Origin of the sequence: Geobacillus sp. G4 (assembly GCF_040327975.1) — a bacterium.
Classification (GTDB): Bacteria; Bacillota; Bacilli; order Bacillales; family Anoxybacillaceae; genus Geobacillus; species Geobacillus thermoleovorans.
In genome coordinates this window covers 187,174-207,769 of the sequence record NZ_JBEPJY010000007.1, presented here as the reverse complement: position 1 = coordinate 207,769, position 20,596 = coordinate 187,174, and the positions used below count along the sequence as shown (strand labels likewise).

At 52.6% G+C, this 20,596-nt stretch carries 20 protein-coding genes; 6 read left to right on the top strand and 14 right to left on the bottom strand.

Annotated elements, in window-relative coordinates; genetic code table 11:
* Positions 1–3: 3 nt before the first annotated feature.
* Positions 4–171 carry a hypothetical protein gene (locus ABS784_RS10910; protein WP_014194925.1) on the bottom strand — a complete coding sequence of 56 codons (168 nt, stop codon included), beginning with the start codon at positions 169–171 and terminating at the stop codon, positions 4–6.
* A gap of 157 nt (positions 172–328) precedes the next feature.
* Between ABS784_RS10910 and ABS784_RS10905 the strand changes: the two genes are divergently transcribed.
* Both ABS784_RS10905 and ABS784_RS10900 read left to right on the top strand, forming a co-directional pair.
* Complete coding sequence (locus ABS784_RS10905) at positions 329–1,615, top strand: glutamate-1-semialdehyde 2,1-aminomutase (RefSeq protein ID WP_013146305.1); 1,287 nt, start codon at positions 329–331, stop codon at positions 1,613–1,615.
* 128 nt (positions 1,616–1,743) lie between these two features.
* Positions 1,744–2,823 carry an FUSC family protein gene (locus ABS784_RS10900; protein ID WP_352512485.1) on the top strand — a complete coding sequence of 360 codons (1,080 nt, stop codon included), beginning with the start codon at positions 1,744–1,746 and terminating at the stop codon, positions 2,821–2,823.
* 13 nt (positions 2,824–2,836) lie between these two features.
* On the opposite strand, the gene nikC is transcribed toward ABS784_RS10900, so the two are convergent.
* The 9 genes from nikC to fabL form a co-directional block, all read right to left on the bottom strand.
* Positions 2,837–3,736, bottom strand: a complete 900-nt coding sequence (gene nikC / locus ABS784_RS10895; RefSeq protein WP_011229973.1) for a nickel transporter permease — start codon at positions 3,734–3,736, stop codon at positions 2,837–2,839.
* Between the two features lie 15 nt (positions 3,737–3,751).
* Positions 3,752–4,756 carry an ABC transporter permease gene (locus tag ABS784_RS10890; protein ID WP_014194923.1) on the bottom strand — a complete coding sequence of 335 codons (1,005 nt, stop codon included), beginning with the start codon at positions 4,754–4,756 and terminating at the stop codon, positions 3,752–3,754.
* A gap of 70 nt (positions 4,757–4,826) precedes the next feature.
* A complete protein-coding gene (locus ABS784_RS10885) occupies positions 4,827–6,431 on the bottom strand; it encodes an ABC transporter substrate-binding protein (RefSeq protein ID WP_013146308.1) in 1,605 nt (534 codons plus the stop codon).
* On the bottom strand, positions 6,428–7,450 hold the full coding sequence (locus tag ABS784_RS10880; protein WP_020279375.1) for an ABC transporter ATP-binding protein: 1,023 nt from the start codon (positions 7,448–7,450) through the stop codon (positions 6,428–6,430). The genes ABS784_RS10885 and ABS784_RS10880 overlap by 4 nt, the downstream gene beginning before the upstream one ends.
* Entirely contained in the window at positions 7,416–8,441 is a 1,026-nt protein-coding gene (locus ABS784_RS10875) for an ABC transporter ATP-binding protein (RefSeq protein ID WP_013146309.1), read from the bottom strand. Before ABS784_RS10875 ends, ABS784_RS10880 begins: the two co-directional genes overlap by 35 nt.
* Before the next feature lie 588 nt (positions 8,442–9,029).
* Positions 9,030–9,563 (bottom strand): nucleoside tri-diphosphate phosphatase, encoded by a 534-nt coding sequence (gene ntdP / locus ABS784_RS10870; protein ID WP_011229972.1) that lies wholly within the window; start codon positions 9,561–9,563, stop codon positions 9,030–9,032.
* Between the two features lie 134 nt (positions 9,564–9,697).
* The gene (locus ABS784_RS10865) at positions 9,698–9,907 is read right to left on the bottom strand and encodes a YgaB family protein (protein ID WP_011229971.1); all 210 of its coding nucleotides are present in this window, start codon (positions 9,905–9,907) and stop codon (positions 9,698–9,700) included.
* Between the two features lie 227 nt (positions 9,908–10,134).
* Positions 10,135–10,326, bottom strand: coding sequence for a gamma-type small acid-soluble spore protein (locus ABS784_RS10860; protein WP_011229970.1), 192 nt, complete (start codon positions 10,324–10,326; stop codon positions 10,135–10,137).
* A gap of 58 nt (positions 10,327–10,384) precedes the next feature.
* Positions 10,385–11,134 carry an enoyl-[acyl-carrier-protein] reductase FabL gene (gene fabL, locus ABS784_RS10855; RefSeq protein ID WP_011229969.1) on the bottom strand — a complete coding sequence of 250 codons (750 nt, stop codon included), beginning with the start codon at positions 11,132–11,134 and terminating at the stop codon, positions 10,385–10,387.
* A gap of 60 nt (positions 11,135–11,194) precedes the next feature.
* On the opposite strand from fabL, the gene ABS784_RS10850 reads away from it, so the two are divergent.
* A complete protein-coding gene (locus ABS784_RS10850; RefSeq protein WP_011229968.1) occupies positions 11,195–11,419 on the top strand; it encodes a hypothetical protein in 225 nt (74 codons plus the stop codon).
* Here ABS784_RS10850 and mutY read toward each other — a convergent pair.
* The 4 genes from mutY to ABS784_RS10830 form a co-directional block, all read right to left on the bottom strand.
* Positions 11,416–12,516, bottom strand: a complete 1,101-nt coding sequence (mutY, locus tag ABS784_RS10845; protein WP_020279373.1) for an A/G-specific adenine glycosylase — start codon at positions 12,514–12,516, stop codon at positions 11,416–11,418. The genes ABS784_RS10850 and mutY overlap by 4 nt on opposite strands.
* A gap of 105 nt (positions 12,517–12,621) precedes the next feature.
* Complete coding sequence (locus ABS784_RS10840; RefSeq protein WP_014194917.1) at positions 12,622–13,887, bottom strand: L-lactate MFS transporter; 1,266 nt, start codon at positions 13,885–13,887, stop codon at positions 12,622–12,624.
* Positions 13,888–13,903: 16 nt separating this feature from the next.
* The gene (fdhD, locus tag ABS784_RS10835) at positions 13,904–14,695 is read right to left on the bottom strand and encodes a formate dehydrogenase accessory sulfurtransferase FdhD (RefSeq protein ID WP_131874121.1); all 792 of its coding nucleotides are present in this window, start codon (positions 14,693–14,695) and stop codon (positions 13,904–13,906) included.
* 260 nt (positions 14,696–14,955) lie between these two features.
* Complete coding sequence (locus ABS784_RS10830) at positions 14,956–15,303, bottom strand: Na-translocating system protein MpsC family protein (protein WP_011229964.1); 348 nt, start codon at positions 15,301–15,303, stop codon at positions 14,956–14,958.
* A gap of 266 nt (positions 15,304–15,569) precedes the next feature.
* On the opposite strand from ABS784_RS10830, the gene fdhF reads away from it, so the two are divergent.
* From fdhF to ABS784_RS10815, 3 genes are all read left to right on the top strand, one after another.
* The gene (gene fdhF / locus ABS784_RS10825; RefSeq protein ID WP_020279371.1) at positions 15,570–18,533 is read left to right on the top strand and encodes a formate dehydrogenase subunit alpha; all 2,964 of its coding nucleotides are present in this window, start codon (positions 15,570–15,572) and stop codon (positions 18,531–18,533) included.
* On the top strand, positions 18,526–19,014 hold the full coding sequence (locus tag ABS784_RS10820; protein WP_011229962.1) for a helical membrane plugin domain-containing protein: 489 nt from the start codon (positions 18,526–18,528) through the stop codon (positions 19,012–19,014). Before fdhF ends, ABS784_RS10820 begins: the two co-directional genes overlap by 8 nt.
* A gap of 513 nt (positions 19,015–19,527) precedes the next feature.
* Entirely contained in the window at positions 19,528–20,511 is a 984-nt protein-coding gene (locus tag ABS784_RS10815) for a metal-dependent hydrolase (protein ID WP_011229960.1), read from the top strand.
* Positions 20,512–20,596 lie beyond the last annotated feature (85 nt).

The window sequence follows — 20,596 nt, the reverse complement described above, 5'->3', positions numbered from 1 at the left end:
GCATTATACATGAATCGCCGCCATTTTCATCTTTTTTGTTTTCCAGTCTGTTGACGCCATTGCGTTAGGCGCCGCCTCCGATTTGGAAAGAACGGCAAAATGCTTTTGTCCTAAATCAATGCCCACTCGCCGATCGACCGTCGGCAACAGTTGGATGTCAGTTCCGCCCATACGGAAACAAACGATTTCCTGTCGGATTTTTTCGAATCGGCACGTCAATGATGGGAGAAACCGATCCGTCTCCCGCTTTACACCTATAGCATTGAAGTTTGAGTCTTCTCGGTTTACTATATAAAGAGGCAGTCAGCGGAAACAGGAGGATCAAACAATGCAGTGGACCAAATCAGAACAATTATATGAAGAAGCGCTCCAGCACATTGTTGGTGGAGTGAACAGCCCGTCCCGCTCATACAAAGCGGTCGGCGGCGGTGCGCCAGTCGTGATGGAGCGGGCGCAAGGAGCCTACTTTTGGGATGTGGATGGAAACAAGTACATCGACTACTTGGCCGCCTACGGACCGATCATCGCCGGGCACGCCCATCCACACATCGCGGAAGCCATCCGCCGCGCCGCCGAGACCGGTGTGTTGTACGGCACGCCAACGCCGCATGAGATCACGTTTGCCAAAATGTTAAAAGAGGCGATCCCGTCGCTCGAGAAAGTGCGGTTTGTCAACTCGGGAACAGAGGCGGTGATGACCACGATCCGCGTCGCCCGCGCCTACACCGGACGAAGCAAAATCGTCAAATTCGAAGGCTGCTACCATGGCCATTCGGACCTTGTGCTCGTCGCCGCCGGCTCGGGGCCATCGACGTTGGGGACGCCGGACTCAGCCGGCGTGCCGCCGAGCATCGCCCAAGAAGTCATTACCGTGCCATACAACGATGTCGAATCGTTCCGCGAAGCGATGAACGTTTGGGGCGAGCAAGTCGCAGCGGTCCTCGTCGAGCCGATCGTCGGCAACTTCGGCATCGTCCTGCCAAAACCGGGCTTTTTAGAAGCGATCAATGAGATTGCCCACAAGGAAGGGGCGCTCGTCATTTACGACGAAGTGATCACCGCCTTCCGCTTTATGTACGGCGGAGCGCAAAACTTGCTCGGTGTGGAGCCCGACTTGACGGCGATGGGGAAAATCATCGGCGGGGGCTTGCCGATCGGGGCGTACGGTGGACGCCAAGACATTATGGAACAAGTCGCTCCGCTCGGACCAGCGTACCAGGCCGGGACGATGGCCGGCAACCCGGCGTCGATGCTCGCTGGCATCGCCTGCCTTGAAGTGTTGAAACAAGAGGGCGTCTATGAGCATCTCGACCGATTGGGAGCAATGCTGGAAGAAGGCATCCTGGCCCATGCTCGCCAATGCGGCCTGCCGGTGACCGTCAACCGCTTAAAAGGCGCGCTCACCGTCTTCTTCACTGACGAAAAAGTGGAAAACTACAAGCAAGCCCAGCGCAGCGACGGCGAGTTGTTTGCGAAATTTTTCAAGCTCATGCTCAAACAAGGGATCAATCTCGCGCCGTCGAAATACGAAGCATGGTTTATCACCCTCGCCCATACGGAAGACGACATCGCCTACACGATCGACGCGGTCGGCAAGGCGTTCCGGCAGCTTTGAACACCAGAAATTTCTCAACGCCCCGCCTTCATCGGCGGGGCGTTATATTTTTTCCTTGCGCACATAGGATGAAACTGTGTATAGTACTGAATGGTTCACCAAAACAAAAAGGAGAGTTTTGATCATAGATGAAACTCGGTGCCCGCATTTTCAAAACGGGGATCGCAGTGGCGCTCGCCTTGTTCTTAGCAGCGCTCTTCCAGTTTCCATCGCCGTCATTCGCCGGCATTTCCGCTGTGTTCGCCATGCAGCCGACCATTTACCGCTCCTATTTATCGCTGATCGAGCAAGTGCAAGCGAATGTGATCGGCGCCTTGTTCGCGATCGCGGCGGTTTTCATTCTTGGGCGCGATCCGTTGGTCGTCGGTTTGACGCTGATGATCGTCATCGCCCTTTGCCTGAAAATGCGCCTTGAATCATCGACGATTTCCGTAGCGCTTGTCACAGTCATTGCCATTATGGAATATACAGACCGCCAGTTCATTCAATTTGCGGCCATTCGCTTTTTAACGATGATGCTCGGTATTTTCGCCGCCTTTGTCGTCAACTTGATTTTCTTGCCGCCCAAGTACGAAAAAAAGGTATATGAAAAAATCAGCGAAGAAACAGAGGTCATTTTAAAATGGATCCGCCTGCATAAACAGCAGGCAGCCGACCATCACCATTTGAAGGAAGAAATTGAAGCACGACACGAAGAAATGACCAAACTCGAGCATCTATATTTTATGTACAAAGAAGAACGCACGTATTTTCGACGCCAACGCTTCCAAAAATCTCGCAAACTCGTGTTGTACCGGCAAATGATAGCAGCGGCCGATCGAGCTTTATCTGTCTTAAAATGGCTGCACCGGCTCGAAAACGAGTTCAGCCGCTTGCCCGCCGAGCTTCGTCAAGCCGTCTGCCTGCACCTTGGCTGCTTGCTTGACTACCATGAGCAACTGTTGCTGAAATTTATCCATAAGGCAAAGCCGCTCCCTCACAGCAGACGGGCCGAGGAAATTCATCATCAGCGCGAGCGGCTCACTTCCGCCTTTTATGCGGACGGCCAGCCGCCGGGCGATTATCGGTTGTTTTCTTTAATCGGAGCGATCATGGATTATGGGGATCGCCTCGAACATTTAGACAAGCTTATCGATAGTTTCCACCATTACCATTACGATGACACGCTGGAAAAAGAGCTGGAAAAGTCAGCAGGCGGCCGCTCGTAGCGGACCGCCTGCTTCAATTTTTCATCCGTGGGTCAAGCGCATCGCGCAGCCCGTCGCCCATTAAGTTAAAGCCAAGCACTGTCAGCATGATCGCCAATCCAGGGAAAATCATCGTCCACGGCGCCTGAGTCAAGAAATCTTTGGCGTCCGATAGCATTTTCCCCCACTCCGGATTGGGCGGCTGCGCCCCCAAGCCTAAAAAGCCAAGTGCGGCCGCTTCGATAATGGCGGTGGCGATCGCCAGTGTCCCTTGAACGATGATCGGCGCGAGGCTGTTGGGCAAAATATGATGGATTAAAATGCGCCAGTCGCTCATGCCGATCGCTTTCGCTGCCATAATGTATTCTTCTTGCTTAATGCTTAGCACGCGAGAACGGATGAGCCGCCCAAAGTTCGGTACATTAATGACAGCGATGGCGATGAGGGCGTTTTGCAAAGACGGCCCGAGCACAGCGACGATGCCGATCGCCAATAAAATGCTCGGAAACGCCAGCATAATGTCAAACAAACGCGAAATCACCCCATCAATCCAGCGCCCATAGTAGCCGGCGATAATGCCAAGCAGCGAACCAACCATGACCGAGCCGAGCACGGAAAAAAATCCGACCCACAGGGAAATGCGGGCTCCATATATCACGCGGGAAAAAATGTCGCGGCCAAAATCATCGGTGCCGAACCAATGCTCGCTAGAAGGCGGCTGCAACCGCTCGGCCAACTGTTGGTCTTTATAATCATACGGTGCCAGCCACGGCGCCAAGATGGCGACAAGGATAAAAAACAAAACGATCCCAGCACCGACCAAGGCGATTTTATTTTTTCGAAACCGCCGCCATGCTTCTTTCCATAAAGAAACCGATTCCGTCTCCCTAATCGCCGCGGGCGGTGTTGCCGGCGTGCGCGCTAGTTCAGCCATAGGCGCCCTCCCTCCTTAATTGTACTTAATGCGCGGATCAATGATCGCATAAAGTAAATCAACGATCAAATTAATAAAAATAAAAATGGTGGCAATGATCAAAATGCCTGATTGGATCACCGGATAATCCCGATACCCGATTGCATCATAAATATAGCGTCCGATGCCGGGCCAGCTGAAAATCGTTTCCGTCAAAATCGCACCGCCAAGCAGCAGTCCTGTTTGCAGCCCAATGACCGTCAACACGGGAATAATGGCGTTTTTCAACGAATGTTTGTACACGACCCAAAACATGCTTAATCCTTTCGCACGAGCGGTGCGAATGTAGTCGGATTTCATCACTTCCAACATGCTCGAACGCGTCATGCGAGCAATAATCGCCATCGGGATCGTCGCTAGAGCCATACTCGGCAAGACAAGATGTTGAATAACTTGCCAAAATTGATCGGTATTCCCAGAGAGAAGTGTATCGATCAGATAAAGATGAGTGATCGGCTCAACAGGGTTGCGTACGTCCTCGCGACCGGACGTCGGCAGCCAATCAAGTTCAATCGAAAACAGCCACTGCTCCATTAAGCCAAGCCAAAAGATCGGCATGGAAACACCAATCAATGCCAACACCATCGCAATATAATCAAACCATGAATTTTGAAACCAAGCGCTAATAATGCCGGCGTTCACGCCAATGATCACCGCAATCAGCATCGCCGCCAGCGACAGTTCGATCGTCGCCGCTAAATACGGCCAAATTTCTTCGGCGATGGGGGCGCCGGTGCGGATCGACTCGCCTAAGTCACCGTGCAGCAAGCCGCCGATGTATTTGACATACTGCACATACCATGGCTCATCTAACCCAAGCTTATGGGTCAAAGCCGCTACAGCCTCTTTCGTCGCTTTTTGCCCTAAAATGACTTGCGCCGGGTTGCCTGGAATGGCTCGGATCATAAAAAAGACGACAAGCGACATGCCAAACAACACCGGGATCACCATCAGCACCCTTCTCACAGCATACGACAGCACCTGACTCTCCCTCCCTTAACATGCGGCAAACAAAGAGGGGAAGATGCGCTCCTTCCCCTCTCTCAGTCGATTATTTAAACTCGACTTTCGTAAACTTATCCGAACCGGTCGGGTGCGGGTTAAAGCCTTGGATATTCGCCTTGCCGGCCAACAGCGGAGTTGAATGGACGAGCGGAATCCATGGCGCTTCTTCTTTAATGATCTCTTGCGCTTTTTTATACAGCTCGTTCCGTTTGTTTTCATCGCTCACCGTTTGCGCTTCGACCAAAATTTTATGCAGCTCATCATTCGAGAAATAGGTGTAGTTGTTGCTGCCAATGCTGTCTTTGTCAAGGAGCGCATACAAGAAGTTATCGGCATCACCGTTGTCGCCCGTCCAGCCGAGCAGGAAGGCGTCCGCTTCCCCTTTGGCGAGCTTGTCTAAATAGGTCGCCCATTCATACGTCACGATTTTCGCTTTCACGCCGATTTTGGCAAAATTCGCTTGAATGGCCTCAGCGATTTTTTGCCCGTCCGGCATATACGGACGCGGTACCGGCATCGCCCACAGTTCGATTTCAAAGCCATTCGGATAACCCGCTTTCGCAAGCAGCTCTTTCGCTTTATTCAAATCAAACGGATAGTCTTGAATCGCATCGTTGTATCCCGGGATGCTGGGAGGCATCGGGTTTTTCGCCGGTTCCGCCTGGCCGGCGTAAAACGCATCGATGATCGCTTTCTTGTCAACCGCGTAGTTCAACGCTTGGCGAACCAACTTGTTTTTCAGCGGCCCTCTCGTCGCCGTCAGTCCGACATAGGCGACGTTCATCGACGGGCGCTTGAAAATTTGAAACTCTTTGTTTCCTTCCACTTGTTTTAAGTCCGTCGGATTCAAGTCTTCCATGATGTCGATTTCGCCTTTTAAGAGCGCATTGAGACGCGCCGAGTTGTCCGGAATGGACACGAAGATGAGCTGGTTCAGCTTTGGATAGCCTTTTTCCCAATAGTCTTTATTTTTTTCAAGTACGATCCGTTCGTTGCGCTTCCATTCTTTAAAGACGAACGGGCCGGTCCCGACTGGGTGTTCGCCAAACTTGTCGCCGTATTTTTTCACGGCTTCTGGGCTGGCGATGGCAAACGGCGTCATGGCGAGATTTTTCAAAAATGGAGCTTGCGGCCGTTTCAGCACAAATTGCACCGTGTACTTGTCGAGCGCCTTTACTTCTTTAATCACATGGCTGTCATCCTGCTTGTAACCGCCAAACATCGATCCGTAATACGGAAACTTGTCTGCATTGCCGTTCGCCCAACGCTCGAAGTTAAAGACCACTGCATCGGCGTTAAACTCTGTCCCGTCATGAAACTTGACACCTTGGCGCAATTTAAACGTATAGGTCAGTCCATCCTTCGAAATCGTCCATTCCGTCGCCAACGCCGGCTTGACGGACGTATCGTTGTCGTTGTAATCAAGGAGCGTATCAAAAATGTTTTTCGTTACTTTCAGCGACTCCCCATCCGTCACAGTCGCCGGGTCGAGCGACACCGAATCACCGCCGCGCCCGTACACCAGCGTATCCTGGGTCGACGGTTTGTCACTGCCACCCCCTGCGGTTTGCTTCGACTTGCCGCAGCCAGCTAAAACAAGCATGACTGCCAGCATCATGGCAAGCCACGTAAACCATGTTTTTTTCCTCATCGTGTTTCCCCCTTGTGTTTCATTTGTTTATCATCACGTTGCTCACCTGTTGGCTCGTATAAATGGCAAGCAACGTAATGTCCATTGGCCACTTCTCGCAATTCCGGGCGCCGCTGGCGGCAAATATCCATACAGGATGCGCAACGCGTATGGAACGCACACCCTTGCGGCGGATTCGCCGGGCTTGGCAAATCGCCGGAGAGCAACTGTCGTTCTGTTTTATGATCAGGATCTGGAATCGGCACAGCGGACAAAAGCGCCTGCGTATACGGATGCTTCGGCGATTCGTATAATGACTCGCTGGCCGCCAGCTCAACTATACGACCCAAATACATGACGCCAACCCGGTCGCTGATATGGCGAACGACCCCTAAATCATGGGCAATGAAAATATATGTAAGCCCAAACTGCTTTTGCAAATCTTCAAGCAAATTGAGAACTTGCGCTTGAATCGATACATCAAGCGCCGAAACCGGTTCATCGGCGATGATCAGCTTCGGATGAGTCATCAGCGCCCGCGCGATGCCGATGCGCTGACGCTGGCCGCCGCTGAACTGGTGGGGATAGCGTTTGGCATGATACGAACCGAGCCCGACCACCTCGAGCATCTCCCGCACTCGCCGCTTCCGTTCCTCTTTTGATCCAATGCCGTGAACGATAAGCGGCTCTTCCAAAATTTTTTCGACTGTATGGCGCGGGTTCAGCGAAGCGAACGGGTCTTGGAAAATCATCTGCATATCGCGCCGCAACCGACGCAGCTCCGCTTTTGATAAAGCGGTTACATTCTTCCCTTCAAATAGAATCGAACCGTCTGTCGGCTCAATGAGCCGCAGCAGCATTCGGCCCGTAGTCGACTTGCCGCAGCCCGACTCGCCGACAATGCCAAGCGTCTCACCGCGGTACACGGTGAATGTCACATCATCGACCGCTTTGACCGTCCCAATTTGTTTGCCAAAAACGCCCCCGGTAATGGGAAAATATTTTTTAAGCCCTTTCGCTTCGAGCAGCGGCTCGCTCATCAACCAGCCCCTCCTTCTCTAACGCCAAAAAACAGCGGGCGCGATGGCCTTGTTCACTCGTTTCGTACAATAGCGGATCTTCGTGGCGGCAGCGGTCAACGACCCATTCGCACCGAGCGGCAAACCGACAGCCGCAGCGGACCGTTCCGGGTTTTGGCACTTGGCCGGGAATGGAATACAGCCGCTCCTTTTTGCCGCGGATATCCGGGATCGAGCGAATCAGGCCGGCGGTGTACGGATGCTTCGGATTGCGGAAAATGTCCCGAACGCTTCCTTCTTCCACGATTTGGCCAGCGTACATGACAATGACGCGATCGCATAGTTCAGCGACAACTCCCAAATCATGGGTGATCATCATCACTGCCGTGCCGAACGTCTGGTTCAATTCTTTCATCAGCGCTAAAATTTGCGCCTGAATGGTCACATCAAGCGCCGTCGTCGGCTCGTCCGCGATCAAGAGCGCCGGACGGCACACCATCGCCATCGCAATCATCACGCGCTGGCGCATGCCGCCAGACAACTGATGCGGATATTCGTCCAACATTTGCTCAGCGCGCGGCAGCCCGACAAGCTTGAGCATCTCCACCGCCCGCGCTCGCGCTTCTTTTTTCCCTATTTTTGTATGTAAACGAATAGCCTCGACTAATTGGTTTCCAATGGTAAACAATGGATTTAAAGAAGTCATCGGCTCTTGAAAAATCATCGCGATCTCGTTGCCGCGAATTTGCTTCATCCGCCGCTCCGAGGCTTCGATCAAGTTCTCGCCTTTAAACCAAATCTCACCGCCAACCACCTTGCCGATTCCTTTTGGCAACAACCCCATAATAGACAATGACGTCACACTTTTCCCACACCCGGACTCCCCGACAATGCCAAGCACTTCGCCTTCACGAATGGAAAAATCTACACCATCGACCGCCGGGATCTCCCCATCATCCGTAAAGAAAGACGTCCGAAGCCCACGAACTTCCAATAAAATCTTTTCCCCCATCACGCTCCCCTTCTCTCATTCGATTTTGATGAAACTTTTGCTCTCTGAATAAAATTATGCCATGTATTGTTTTCTAACACAATATAATATTATAAAAAATTAAAATTATCGAAAAAGGAAAAGTAATAAAATAACGAGGGGATGAAACAATCCCTCGTTGACCTTATTTGTTGTAAAGATGCACGCACCTTGAACGACCATTTTCACGCCGGACAGATTGCAAAAATAGCGCATGGAGATTTTTTATCATAATTTCTAACGTCTCATTCCATTTTTGCCTCCAAATCAACTGATCACTCCTGCTTGACCGTCGCCATTCCTCATGCATGCGGGAAAAAGCAGAAAAACTGCCGACTTGCGAACAGGATTTTTCATGTCGCTATTTCTCATCTCTAATCGAGACCCCTGCTTTTAAGCATAAGCGTTAGCAAGGCAGCCCAACCGTGGGACGCACGAGGATGGCTTGACTGACAGCCTGCCGTAGGACAATCCCCCGCCTCACCATCAGCTCTTCATGCGTGCCGCTTTCGACAAAAAAGCAGAAAAAACCTGCCAGCGATGCCGAACAGGCTTTTTTCATGCCGCTATTTACGTTTGGTACGCCTGAAACACTCCGTACCATTTGTCGATGAACTCGGGCGCAAACGGCCCTTTCCGCTCCTTAATCCAGCCGATCAGTTTTTGAACGTTGTTTTTTAAAATGCGGTCGATCACATCGGGATAGTGCATTTCGCGGCGATGCCGCTCATACTCATCTTCATCCAGCAGCATGTACGTCATATCGGGAAACACTTTAATATCCAAATCATAATCGATGTACTTCAGCGCTTCTTCATCCCAAACGAACGGCGAGCTTAAATTGCAATAGTAGTACACCCCGTCCTCACGAATCATGGCGATAATGTTAAACCAATGCTTAGCATGAAAAAAACAAATCGCCGGTTCGCGCGTCACCCACGTCCGGCCGTCCGCTTCCATGACGAGTGTTTTGTTATTGCCGCCGATCACATACGATGGCGTCCCTTTTAATACGACCGTTTCCTGCCAAATCCGGTGAATCGTCCCATTATGTTTGTAGCTATGGATTTGAATGATTTTCCCTTCCCGAGGGTAAACTGGCATCATTCTTCCCTACTTTCCGATGGGAGCTTCTTCGTTATATTATACCCTGTTCCTTTTGCAAAAGGAAAGAAAAGCAGGCCGCCTTACTGAGGAAAAGGCAACTGGCGCGTTGGCTCAAGGACGCAGCCTGTCCGTCAGACACCGGGTGCCATCTGCCCTAAAAATGCGCGGCGGATGGCTTCCACCTCCCGTTTCATTTGCCGCACTTCCTCGCGCAAGGCGGCGGTCGGCGCTTCACGTTCAAGTTCATCCAACTGGCGGGTGATCTCCTCGCAACGCTCCATCTCCTGTTGCAAAAACAGCGCCTCGTCGCCTACATTCGTCCATGCGTGCTCCATCGCCATTCCGTTCTCCCTTCCCCTTTGCCGTGTGATTTCCTTTCATCATTTCGCGCCCGCACCCACAAATCCCTTTCACTAATCTTGTAAAGAGATGACAGCTTTTGTCGACAAAAAAAGCAGAGGCGCGCCGCCCCTGCTTTTTCCTTCCATCTTCGGCCTATCGCCTGCGCTCTTGTAGCAACATACGCCGTCGTCACAACCGCCAGGCGTCAGCCATGGATGATCGTTGGTTATTGATTGACATTTTGCGCTTTGCGGGCTTCCGCTTGCGCATTTTGTTGTTTTACGTGTTGCACATTCGTCTCAGCCGCAAATTCCGTCGCAAATTGGCCAGCTTGAGCGGCTTGAGCCGATTGGGCATTTTGTTGTCTTACTTCTTGAATGTTTGTGCCAGCTGCTGTTTTGTTCGGTTGTTTGGCCATTGTTCTCACCTCCACGTGCTTTACTATGCCCCGGGGGTGATCGTTCTATCCGCTGACGTTACAAAAGTAAAGATCTTCCACCATCGACAATGATCGTCTGCCCGCGAATCATCTCGGCTGCATCCGAGAGCAAAAACAAAACCGCGTTGACGATATCATCGGGTTTGACCGGGCGGCCAGCCGGCGTGTTCGCAGCCGCGTCGGCGAGCAGCTCTTCACGGTTCGGGAAGTGCTTCAGCGCATCGGTATCGACCGCCCCGCCGGAGACGGCGTTGACGGCGATGTTTTTCGGCGCCAGCTCGACAGCCAAGTAGCGGGTCAGCGCTTCAAGCGCGGCCTTCGAGACGCCGACCGCCGTATAGTTTTCCAAATAGCGGATCGACCCGAGCGAGCTGATGCTCACAATTTTCCCGCCGCCGACTTGCTCCATTCTTTTGGCCGCTTCCTGGGCGCAAAACAAAAGCGCTTTGCTGTTGATGTTCATCGTCCAGTTCCAATGCGTTTCTTCCAATTCCATCGCCGGGCGCAAGACGCCGGATGCGGCGTTGTTCACGAGCACGTCGACCCGCCCGAACACCTCATCGATTTGGGCAAACATGGCGTGAATTTTCTCAACGTCGCCGACGTTCGCTTTGACGACGAGCGCTTTTCTCCCGAGCGCTTCAATTTCGCGCGCCGTTTCTTCGGCAGCTGTTTTGCTGCGGGCGTAGTTGACCACGATATCGTATCCTTCCTTGGCCAGCCGCAAGGCGATCGCTTTGCCAATGCCGCGGCTGCTGCCGGTGACCACTGCTACTTTTCCGCTCATGTTTTTCACTCCTTATACATATAATATAGCCGAATTCCATAGATGAGGGAGGGGCTGCCTATGTACGTCGGCCGCGATATGACTGAGCTGTCGATGATTCCGAAAACGGAATGGACCGATGACGAACTCGCTTATTTTCATCATTCGTTCCAACAAATCGCTCCATATTTAAACGTCGAAGGGCAGACGATTCACCGTGAAATCATCGAGGAAATCGAAGCGCGCGGCGGCCTTGGGCGCCGTGAAGCAACGTATACACACGGCACGATGCCGGTGCCTGATTAATCGGGGCGGCGTACTCCGCCCGCCCATTCTTTATATTCGCGCCAAACACGTTGATGGGACACCGGAAAGGCGTACGCTTCGAGCTCATCTTCAGACACAAGCCGAAAAGGCTCCTTGGTGGACTCGCTGCTGATCAGGCGGCCGGGAAACACGGTCAACTGCCAGACTAAATGGGAAAACGCATGCTCAAACGAAACGATCGGTTCTGTAAGCTCTACTTGCAAACCGTATTGCTCCCCAACCATTTGCTCGAGCTTCTCTTTTCCATCTGCACCGTCCGTTTCGCAGCTGGGGAACTCCCATAAATTCGCAAGCAAACCGGTGTTGTCGCGCTTGCGAATGAGAACGCGGCCTTCATCATCGGCCAGCACCGCTACTGCGAGCGGCACTTGTTTGACCGCTGTTTTTTTCGTTTTCACCGGCAGCTCTTCCGCCACCCCTTCGGCGAACGCTTGGCAGTAGACTTGCACCGGACAAAGAAGGCACGACGGGCGGCGCGGTGTGCAAACAAGAGCGCCAAGCTCAATCAGCGCCTCGTTAAACGCTCCCGGGTTTTCGTACGCCATAATTTCGCGGACGATTTGTTCAAATCGTTTTCTCGTCGACGGTTTGGCAATATCGTCTGTCACGAGAAACAGACGCGACAAGACACGCATTACGTTGCCGTCAACAGCCGGCTCCGGGACGCCATAAGCGAGGCTCAACACCGCCCCGACCGTATACGGTCCGACTCCTTTCAGCCTAGAAAATTCATCTGGATCGTCCGGCACTTTGCCGCCATAGCGCGTTTTCACTTCTTTCACCGCCGCGTGCAAATTGCGCACGCGCGAGTAATAGCCGAGCCCTTCCCACGCCTTCAGCACCTCGTCCTCATCAGCGTCAGCAAGCGCCTCCAGCGTCGGAAACCGATCGATAAACTGTTCAAAATACGGAATGACCGTCTCGACGCGCGTTTGCTGCAGCATCACTTCCGACACCCATACTTTATATGGGTCGCGGCCTTTCCGCCACGGCAGGTCGCGGCGCTCGCGGGCGAACCAGTCAAGCAAATCGCGCTGAAACTCGCGCGCTGGAAATCGCTCTGTTTCTCTTGTCATTCAACGTTTCCCCCATGATGCCTATGATCCATATCCACCTTATTATATCAAAAAACCCCCGGCGTGGCTTGCCGCACGCCGAGGGAAGACGGAAGGAAATCGTTCTCAACTTTCCTTAGCCGCCGAAACATAGGCGATTTGTTCATGCTGGGCGCGCAATCGGCGAATATCGATGCGCACGAGCAACGAGATGATGAAAGCGATGACAAACAATCCGCCAAAAAAGGCCAAACTTCCTTCATAAGAACCGGTCGTGTCTTTAATATACGCAGCAAACATCGGTCCGACGAGACCAGCCGCGGCCCAAGCGGTCAAAATATAACCATGGATGGCGCCAAGCTGCTTCGTGCCGAACAAATCGCCGATATACGCCGGGATACAGGCGAATCCGCCGCCGTAGCACGTATACACAATCGTCAGCATCACAACAAACAGCCATTTGATGGACACGTTCGGCAACAGGAAGAAAATCAAGATTTGCAAAACGAAAAACGTCGTATACGTATTCGGCCGCCCAATATAATCAGAAGCCGATGCCCAACCGATGCGCCCTAACCCGTTAAACACCCCAATGGCGCCAACTAATGCCGCCGCGGCCGTTTGGCTGATGCCGATGCTTTCCACCGCCAACGGTTTGGCCACCGCTAAAACGGCAATGCCGCACGTCACGTTAATAAACAACATGAACCATAAATACCAAAAACGTCTTGTTTTAACCGCCTCATTGGCCGTCAACTGCGCCAAATCAAGCGAAGGTTTGGCTTTTCCGGCCTTCACTTTTTCCTGAAATCCTTCCGGCAGCCATCCTTCTGGCGGTTTTTCTAAATAAAGAGAAGATAACGTCATAATGACAAAATACGTAATGCCTAAAATGAAAAACGTATTTTGGACGCCGACGGAGGCAATCAAACTGTTCATCACCGGACTCGCGATCGCTGCGGCAAAACCGAATCCCATAATCGCCAGCCCTGTAGCCAACCCGCGCCGGTCTGGAAACCATTTGACAAGCGTTGACACTGGCGCAATATACCCGACGCCGAGCCCGATCCCACCTAAAACGCCATAAAACAGATAAAGCAGATACTTGGAACCGAGAGCAACAGCTAATCCAGAACCAGTCACCCCGAGGCCAAAGAAGATGGCGGCCAATAGTCCGGATTTCCGCGGTCCGTGCTTTTCAACAAAATGGCCAAGGAACGCAGCCGACAATCCTAAAAACAAGATCGCAATGCTGAACGTGAGCGCTACTTCCTGATCGGACCATCCAAACAATTGTTTTAATGGATTGGTAAAATTGCTCCACGCATAAACAGACCCAATCGAAATATGAATGCCGACGGCCGATAGCGCAATGAGCCAACGGTTTTTCACAGACTCTCCTCCCCTTTCATCCGATTATGATCCGACTCTCATGCGTATACACGTTAAACGCTTGCCCGCGCAAAAAGCCAACCACTGTTATGCCGAGTTCATCCGCCAAATCTAAGGCCAGCGTCGTCGGCGCCGATTTCGAGAGCAGGACGCTCACTCCCATTTTCGCGGCCTTTAACAGCACTTCCGACGAGACGCGGCCGCTGAATACAATGAGCTTGTCTTTCACTGCAACTTGATGACGCAGGCAATAGCCATACAGCTTATCAAGCGCGTTGTGACGCCCGATGTCAGAACGAATCACGACCATCCCATCCGGTGTGGCGAGCGCGGCGTTGTGAAGACCACCCGTCGCCGCAAAGTCCGTCGACTGCTCGTGCAGCGCTTCCATGAGGCGAATGCAGTCATCCGCCTTCACGGCGATGCCGCCGACGATCGTTTTCGCCGTCTTCATGTCATTGTAAAAATAAAATTGCCGGCTTTTTCCGCAGCACGAGCCGATGAACCGCTTGGCATAAAACTGTTTGGCCGGCAGTCCGCCTGCGGCGAGTTCGACATAAGCAAAGCCCCGCTCACCATCAATGGTCATCCCTTTGATGTCGCTGCACGTCCGAATGGCTCCTTCCGAAGCCAAAAATCCGATTACCAATTCATCTAGATGCGCCGGCGTGCAAACGATCGTCGCAAACTCCTCGCCATTGACCGTTATGGTCAACGGAAACTCGAGCGCGATCTCGTCCTCTTCCTCAACAAAGCGCCCGTTCCGGTATTTCGCAATCGGTCGCCGTTTCGCCGCAAACCCGCTCACCTTGCCATTCCCCCTTTCCATGCAAAATAAAACCGCCGCCTTCCGGACAAGAGGACAAACTCGCCCCTGTCAGCGAAAAGCGGCGGTAGTTTGCGCCCAGCACTTCTGCAGCGAAACCAACGCACATCCGTTTCCGAAACCTGCCTGCCAAGCGGCGAAACCGTTTAGCCGGCAAGGCTTCTACTATTTTCATCGTGCTAACTATTCATAAGCATACCACGAACAGTAACGAAAAACAATTGTTTCTGTTCACAAAATCGTCACAATTCAATCGGTTTTTCAAACACGAACACCGATACGGCCATATCTTCTTCCACTTTAATGTCGCTGAACAAATAAAGAAGCTTCGAACCGATGAGCTCTTCCATGCCGTCCGGCACATGTTGGGCGTACACATCTTGGATCATTTTCGTTCTCGCTGCATGCACCATCTCTCGGCCTTCCGGGGTGCGGGCGATAAATTTTTCCGTCGGCGTTAAATTGCCGTGCAAAATCGTAATTGCCAAATTGTCGACGAAATACGTTTTAATCCGTTCCGGCCCTTTGCCAAACAGCTGTTTGCGCACTTTGCGCACAATATCGTTGAAAGCGGCTTCTTTTTTGGACATTTTTCTTCCCCCTTTCCGAAAGCCACCAGAAAAAGTTCCAGCCCATCCGTTGTGTTCTTCGTTTTGCCGTACTATAATAAACTATAGCAAATGTATACATAGTGGAAAAATAATAAGGCAAGAAGCGGCCTTGTTATTTTTCTACTAAATATAAAAAGTTTGGATTGGTTGTTTAGTATCGTTATGCTAAAGAACTACTCCACCCACGATGAAGCATTCGTCTCGTCGCTGGTGGAGTTTTTTATTTTGACAAAGGGGGAGCGACGATGGAAGCGCAAATGGTGACGGTAACCATCAACGGGCGTGCCTACCGCGCCAAGCCCGGGATGACGATTTTGGAAGTCGTCAATGAACACGGTCTTCCGCATCCGCAAGTTTGTTATACGCCGGAGCTTGGCGCCATTCAGACATGCGACACGTGCATCGCTGAAGTCAACGGAACGCTGCTTCGCGCCTGTGCGACGCCGGTTGAGGACGGCATGGTCGTCGAACTCGGCTCGCCGCGGGCAAAGGCAGCGCAAAAAGAAGCGATGGACCGCCTGTTGGAAAATCATCTCTTGTACTGTACGGTGTGCGACAACAACAACGGCAACTGCAAGCTGCACAACACGGCGGAAATGATGCAAATTGAACATCAAACATATCCGTACCGGCCGAAAGTCGACCCGTCCGAGGTGGACATGTCGCATCCGTTCTACCGCTACGACCCGAATCAATGCATCGCCTGCGGGCAATGCGTCGAAGCCTGCCAAAACTTGCAAGTGAACGAAACGCTTTCGATCGATTGGGAAGCGGAACGGCCGCGCGTCGTTTGGGACGGTGGGGTGCCGATCAACGAATCGTCGTGCGTCAGCTGCGGGCATTGCGTCACCGTCTGTCCGTGCAACGCGTTAATGGAAAAATCGATGCTTGGCGAAGCGGGCTTTCTCACCGGCTTGGACAAAGACGTCCTCAACCCGATGATCGATTTTGTCAAGGAAGTCGAGCCAAACTATACGAGTATTTTCGCCATTTCTGAAATCGAGGCCGCCATGCGCGAACAACGGATCAAAAAGACGAAAACGGTTTGCACGTTCTGCGGCGTCGGCTGTTCGTTTGAAGTGTGGACGAAAGGGCGGAAAATTTTAAAAATCCAGCCGGTATCCGAAGCTCCGGTCAACGCCATTTCCACATGCGTCAAAGGAAAATTCGGCTGGGATTTCGTCAACAGCGAAGAGCGCCTAACGAAACCGCTCATTCGCAAAGGCGACGTATTCGTCGAGTCGACATGGGACGAAGCACTCGACTTGGTCGCGGAAAAGCTCGGGGCGATCAAGCGGCAATACGGCGGCAACGCCATCGGTTTTATTTCATCATCAAAAATTTCCAACGAAGAAAACTATTTAATGCAAAAACTCGCACGGCAAGTATTTGAAACGAACAATGTCGACAACTGTTCGCGCTACTGCCAGTCACCGGCGACGGACGGCCTGTTCCGCACGGTCGGCATGGGCGGCGATTCCGGCACGATTCATGACATCGCTTCAGCCGGCCTTGTCATCATCATCGGCGCCAACCCAGCGGAAGGGCATCCGGTCATCGCCACCCGCGTCAAACGGGCGCATAAACTGTTTGGCCAAAAACTCATTGTTGCGGACTTGCGCCGAAATGAAATGGCCGAGCGGGCTGACCTGTTCATCCGCCCGAAACAAGGCACCGACCAAGTATGGCTGATGGCCGTGACAAAATACATCATCGACCAAGGCTGGCACGATGAGGCATTCATTCGCGAGCGCGTCCATTTCTTTGAAGAGTTTAAACAATTGCTGGAAAAATATACGCTTGATTATGCCGAACAAGTCACCGGCGTCGCCAAAGCCGATCTCATCCGCATCGCCGAGATGATCCACGAAGCAGACGGCACGTGCGTCCTCTGGGGCATGGGGGTCACGCAAAACACGGGCGGCAGCGATACATCGGCGGCGATTTCCAACTTGCTTTTGGCAACCGGCAACTACGGTCGTCCGGGGGCGGGCGCGTTCCCATTGCGCGGCCATAACAACGTCCAAGGCGCCTGCGACATGGGTTCGCTTCCTGCCTGGCTGCCTGGCTACCAACATGTCACCGATGATGAGGCGCGAGCGAAGTTTGAAAAAGCGTACGGCGTCCGCATCGATGCGAAACCAGGCCTTGACAACATCCAAATGCTCGAAGCGGCCGAGCGCGGCGAGCTGAAAGCGATGTATATCATCGGCGAAGATATGGCGCTTGTCGACTGCAACGCCAACCATGTGCAAGAGACGTTGGCGAAGCTTGACTTTGTTGTCGTTCAAGACATTTTCTTGTCAAAAACAGCGCAATTTGCTGATGTCATCTTGCCAGCAGCGCCAAGTTTGGAAAAGGAAGGAACTTTCACGAATACCGAGCGCCGCATCCAACGGTTTTACCAAGCGCTGGAGCCTCTTGGCGACTCCAAGCCAGACTGGTGGATCATTCAAGAAATCGCGAAGCGGCTTGGCGCCGATTGGAATTACGCTGGCCCGAAAGAAATCATGGATGAAATCGCCAGCCTCGCCCCACTGTACTCACAAGCGCATTACGACCGGCTCGAGGGCTGGAACAGCTTATGCTGGGGCAGCCATGACGGGGCTGACACGCCGCTGTTGTACAAAGAGCGGTTCAACTTCCCGGACGGCAAAGCCCGCTTTGCGTTAGCCGATTGGGTCGAACCGGTGCAATATCCGGAAGAGTACGATTTGCTTGTGAACAACGGCCGATTGCTCGAACATTTCCATGAAGGAAACTTGACGTACAAATCCAAAGGCATCGAGCATAAATTCCCAGAAGTGTTTGTCGAAGTATCCCCTGAACTCGCCAAAGAACGCGGCATTGAAGATGGGGCGCTCGTTCGGCTCATCTCGCCGTACGGCCGCGTCAAAGTGCGCGTGCTCGTCACCGATCGAGTCAGAGGCAATGAACTGTTCTTGCCGATGCACTCCACAGCCAATGAGAGCGCCATTAACATGCTGACCGGCCCGCAAACCGACCATCGCACGAACACGCCGGCTTACAAACAAGCCCGAGTGCGCATGGAAGTCATTGAACGGTCCGGCAAGACGCCGCTGCCGCGCACAAATCCGCGCTTTAAAAAGCGGCATCCGCAAAACGGCGTCGAGGTGGAGCGGAAGTGGCGGCGAAGCGACTACGTGCCGCTCACCGAGGAAAACAAGGGGGTGACGATCGGTGGCTAAGCCGATTACCACCATTCAAAAGCGCCAAATGACGGAGGAAGAAAAACGAACTGAAGCGCTGGCCAAGCTAAAAGCCGCTGTCGGCGACAGTGAAGAGGCAGTTCGCGAGCTCTTGGCGTTCATCGAGCAGCTCCATGAAAGCGGCCTGCTCGAAGCGGCCAACGCCTTGTTAAAAGCGCGGGAAGACGTGGCGAAAATCGTCGTCGGCCAGCTCAACCAAAAACCGGTGACAACGATGATCAACCATGCGTTCGCCATAGCTGGCCTTGTTGCTTCACTTGATCCGGAGAAAACGGCGAAACTGCTTGAGCACATCGCCGCCGGCGCGCTGGAGGCGTACGAACAAAACTCCGCCGAAACAAAAAAAATCGGGTTGTTTGATTTGCTTAAAGCGCTCAATGACCCGGACATCAACCGCGCGATCCGCTTTTTCCTGTCCGCTCTCAAAGCGATCGGCAAACGGTTCAGAAATGACGGCTAATCGATCGGCTTGCAGAGAAAAGGACAGTTGACCAATGAGCCGCCAAAAGAACGGATGGTGAACCGATCTTCCATCAGCATGGAATGCTCCCCACTTACACCTATATAGACGTTGAAGTGGGGAGCTTCTCGGTCCGAGATGATCAACAAAACGTCCCGCCTCATGCGGGGCGCTTTTCGTTTTTGGTTGAAGCGCTTCCCTTTTCGTCTGACGAACGGCTTGCTTCCTGTTTTCTTTTTCTCACTCCACTGTCTATCAATCGTTTCCTTTTTTGAATCGTTGTGAAATTGGTCGTTCCGCCTCTCGCCAACGATTGTCTCTCTATGATACACTAGCCATAACCTTGTTTGTCTCTCGCCTCCTTTCGGCCAATGCCTCAAACGGTTATTGGCTGAACACAAGGTGGGGCATACTAATAGTTGCATGAAAAAGAAAGATGTGCTCCGGCCGAGAGACAACAGACAGTTTCCATCCGAACATGCAACGATGCTGCAAGAAGGAGGCGCCTTCACGTTGGATACAGGCACACATGTTTTGATGGGGGTGGCGCTCGGCAGTCTTGCTTCACTTGACCCTGCGATCGCCCATGATCCGCTCTTATCCCACGCTGTGTTGATCGGCGCGCTCGCTGGCTCGCAAGCGCCGGATATCGACACGATTTTCAAATTGCGCAACAACGCCCAATATATTCGCAACCATCGCGGCATCACCCATTCGATTCCCGCCGTCGTTCTTTGGCCGTTGCTCATCGTCAGCGTGATGGCTGCCATCTATCCGAAAACGGATTGGCTTCGCGTTTGGCTTTGGACGTTTGTTGCCGTCGCCTTGCACGTATTTGTTGACATTTTTAACTCTTACGGAACCCAGGCGTTGCGTCCGTTTACAAAAAAATGGATCGCCCTTGGCGTGATTCATACGTTTGATCCGGTCATTTTTGGGCTTCATTTGGTCGGCGTCGGCGGCTTGTTTCTCGGCGCCCATCCCGGTTATACGTTTCTTGTCGTCTACGTGCTTATCGCTGCGTATTATGGGCTTCGCTTCCGCCAGCAGGCCAACATCAAACGGCTCGTGCACGCCTCGATCGCCGGGGTGACCGAGATCATCACCGTACCGACATGGCGGCCGCGCGAATGGCATTTAGCCATTTCAACCTGCGACAAATTTTACGTCGCCCGCGTCAAACGCGGCGAGCTCATCATCCTTGACCGCTTCCAAAAGCGTGCGCTTCCCGACCATCCGGTGATGAACGCCGCCAAACGCGACGAAAATATCGCCGCTTTCTTATCTTTTTCCCCGGTTTACCGTTGGGAAATGAACGAATACGATGATTACTACGAAGTGCGCTTTACTGATTTACGCTATCGAAGCAAAGGGTATTACCCGTTTGTCGCTGTCGTCCAGCTCGACCGCGATCTCAATATTGTCAGCTCATACACCGGCTGGATTTTCAGCGAAGGCAAACTGCGCAAAAAGCTCGAACTTGCTCCAAACGGCTGATGGGCTCCGCCCCAATCATTGCCACACATAAGCACTACAGGGTGTCCCATAATAAAAATACGTGTTGGCCATCCAACACGAGCAC

Bases quoted from the DNA above. Each gene is read 5' to 3' on its own strand.
- ABS784_RS10875 (WP_013146309.1), bottom strand. From the start codon at position 8,441: ATGGGGGAAAAGATTTTATTGGAAGTTCGTGGGCTTCGGACGTCTTTC.
- fdhF (WP_020279371.1), top strand. From the start codon at position 15,570: ATGGAAGCGCAAATGGTGACGGTAACCATCAACGGGCGTGCCTACCGC.
- ABS784_RS10850 (WP_011229968.1), top strand. From the start codon at position 11,195: ATGTACGTCGGCCGCGATATGACTGAGCTGTCGATGATTCCGAAAACG.
- mutY (WP_020279373.1), bottom strand. From the start codon at position 12,516: ATGACAAGAGAAACAGAGCGATTTCCAGCGCGCGAGTTTCAGCGCGAT.
- ABS784_RS10905 (WP_013146305.1), top strand. From the start codon at position 329: ATGCAGTGGACCAAATCAGAACAATTATATGAAGAAGCGCTCCAGCAC.
- nikC (WP_011229973.1), bottom strand. From the start codon at position 3,736: ATGGCTGAACTAGCGCGCACGCCGGCAACACCGCCCGCGGCGATTAGG.
- ABS784_RS10880 (WP_020279375.1), bottom strand. From the start codon at position 7,450: ATGAGCGAGCCGCTGCTCGAAGCGAAAGGGCTTAAAAAATATTTTCCC.
- ABS784_RS10830 (WP_011229964.1), bottom strand. From the start codon at position 15,303: ATGTCCAAAAAAGAAGCCGCTTTCAACGATATTGTGCGCAAAGTGCGC.
- ntdP (WP_011229972.1), bottom strand. From the start codon at position 9,563: ATGCCAGTTTACCCTCGGGAAGGGAAAATCATTCAAATCCATAGCTAC.
- ABS784_RS10900 (WP_352512485.1), top strand. From the start codon at position 1,744: ATGAAACTCGGTGCCCGCATTTTCAAAACGGGGATCGCAGTGGCGCTC.
- ABS784_RS10910 (WP_014194925.1), bottom strand. From the start codon at position 171: ATGGGCGGAACTGACATCCAACTGTTGCCGACGGTCGATCGGCGAGTG.
- fabL (WP_011229969.1), bottom strand. From the start codon at position 11,134: ATGAGCGGAAAAGTAGCAGTGGTCACCGGCAGCAGCCGCGGCATTGGC.
- ABS784_RS10885 (WP_013146308.1), bottom strand. From the start codon at position 6,431: ATGAGGAAAAAAACATGGTTTACGTGGCTTGCCATGATGCTGGCAGTC.
- ABS784_RS10865 (WP_011229971.1), bottom strand. From the start codon at position 9,907: ATGGCGATGGAGCACGCATGGACGAATGTAGGCGACGAGGCGCTGTTT.
- ABS784_RS10860 (WP_011229970.1), bottom strand. From the start codon at position 10,326: ATGGCCAAACAACCGAACAAAACAGCAGCTGGCACAAACATTCAAGAA.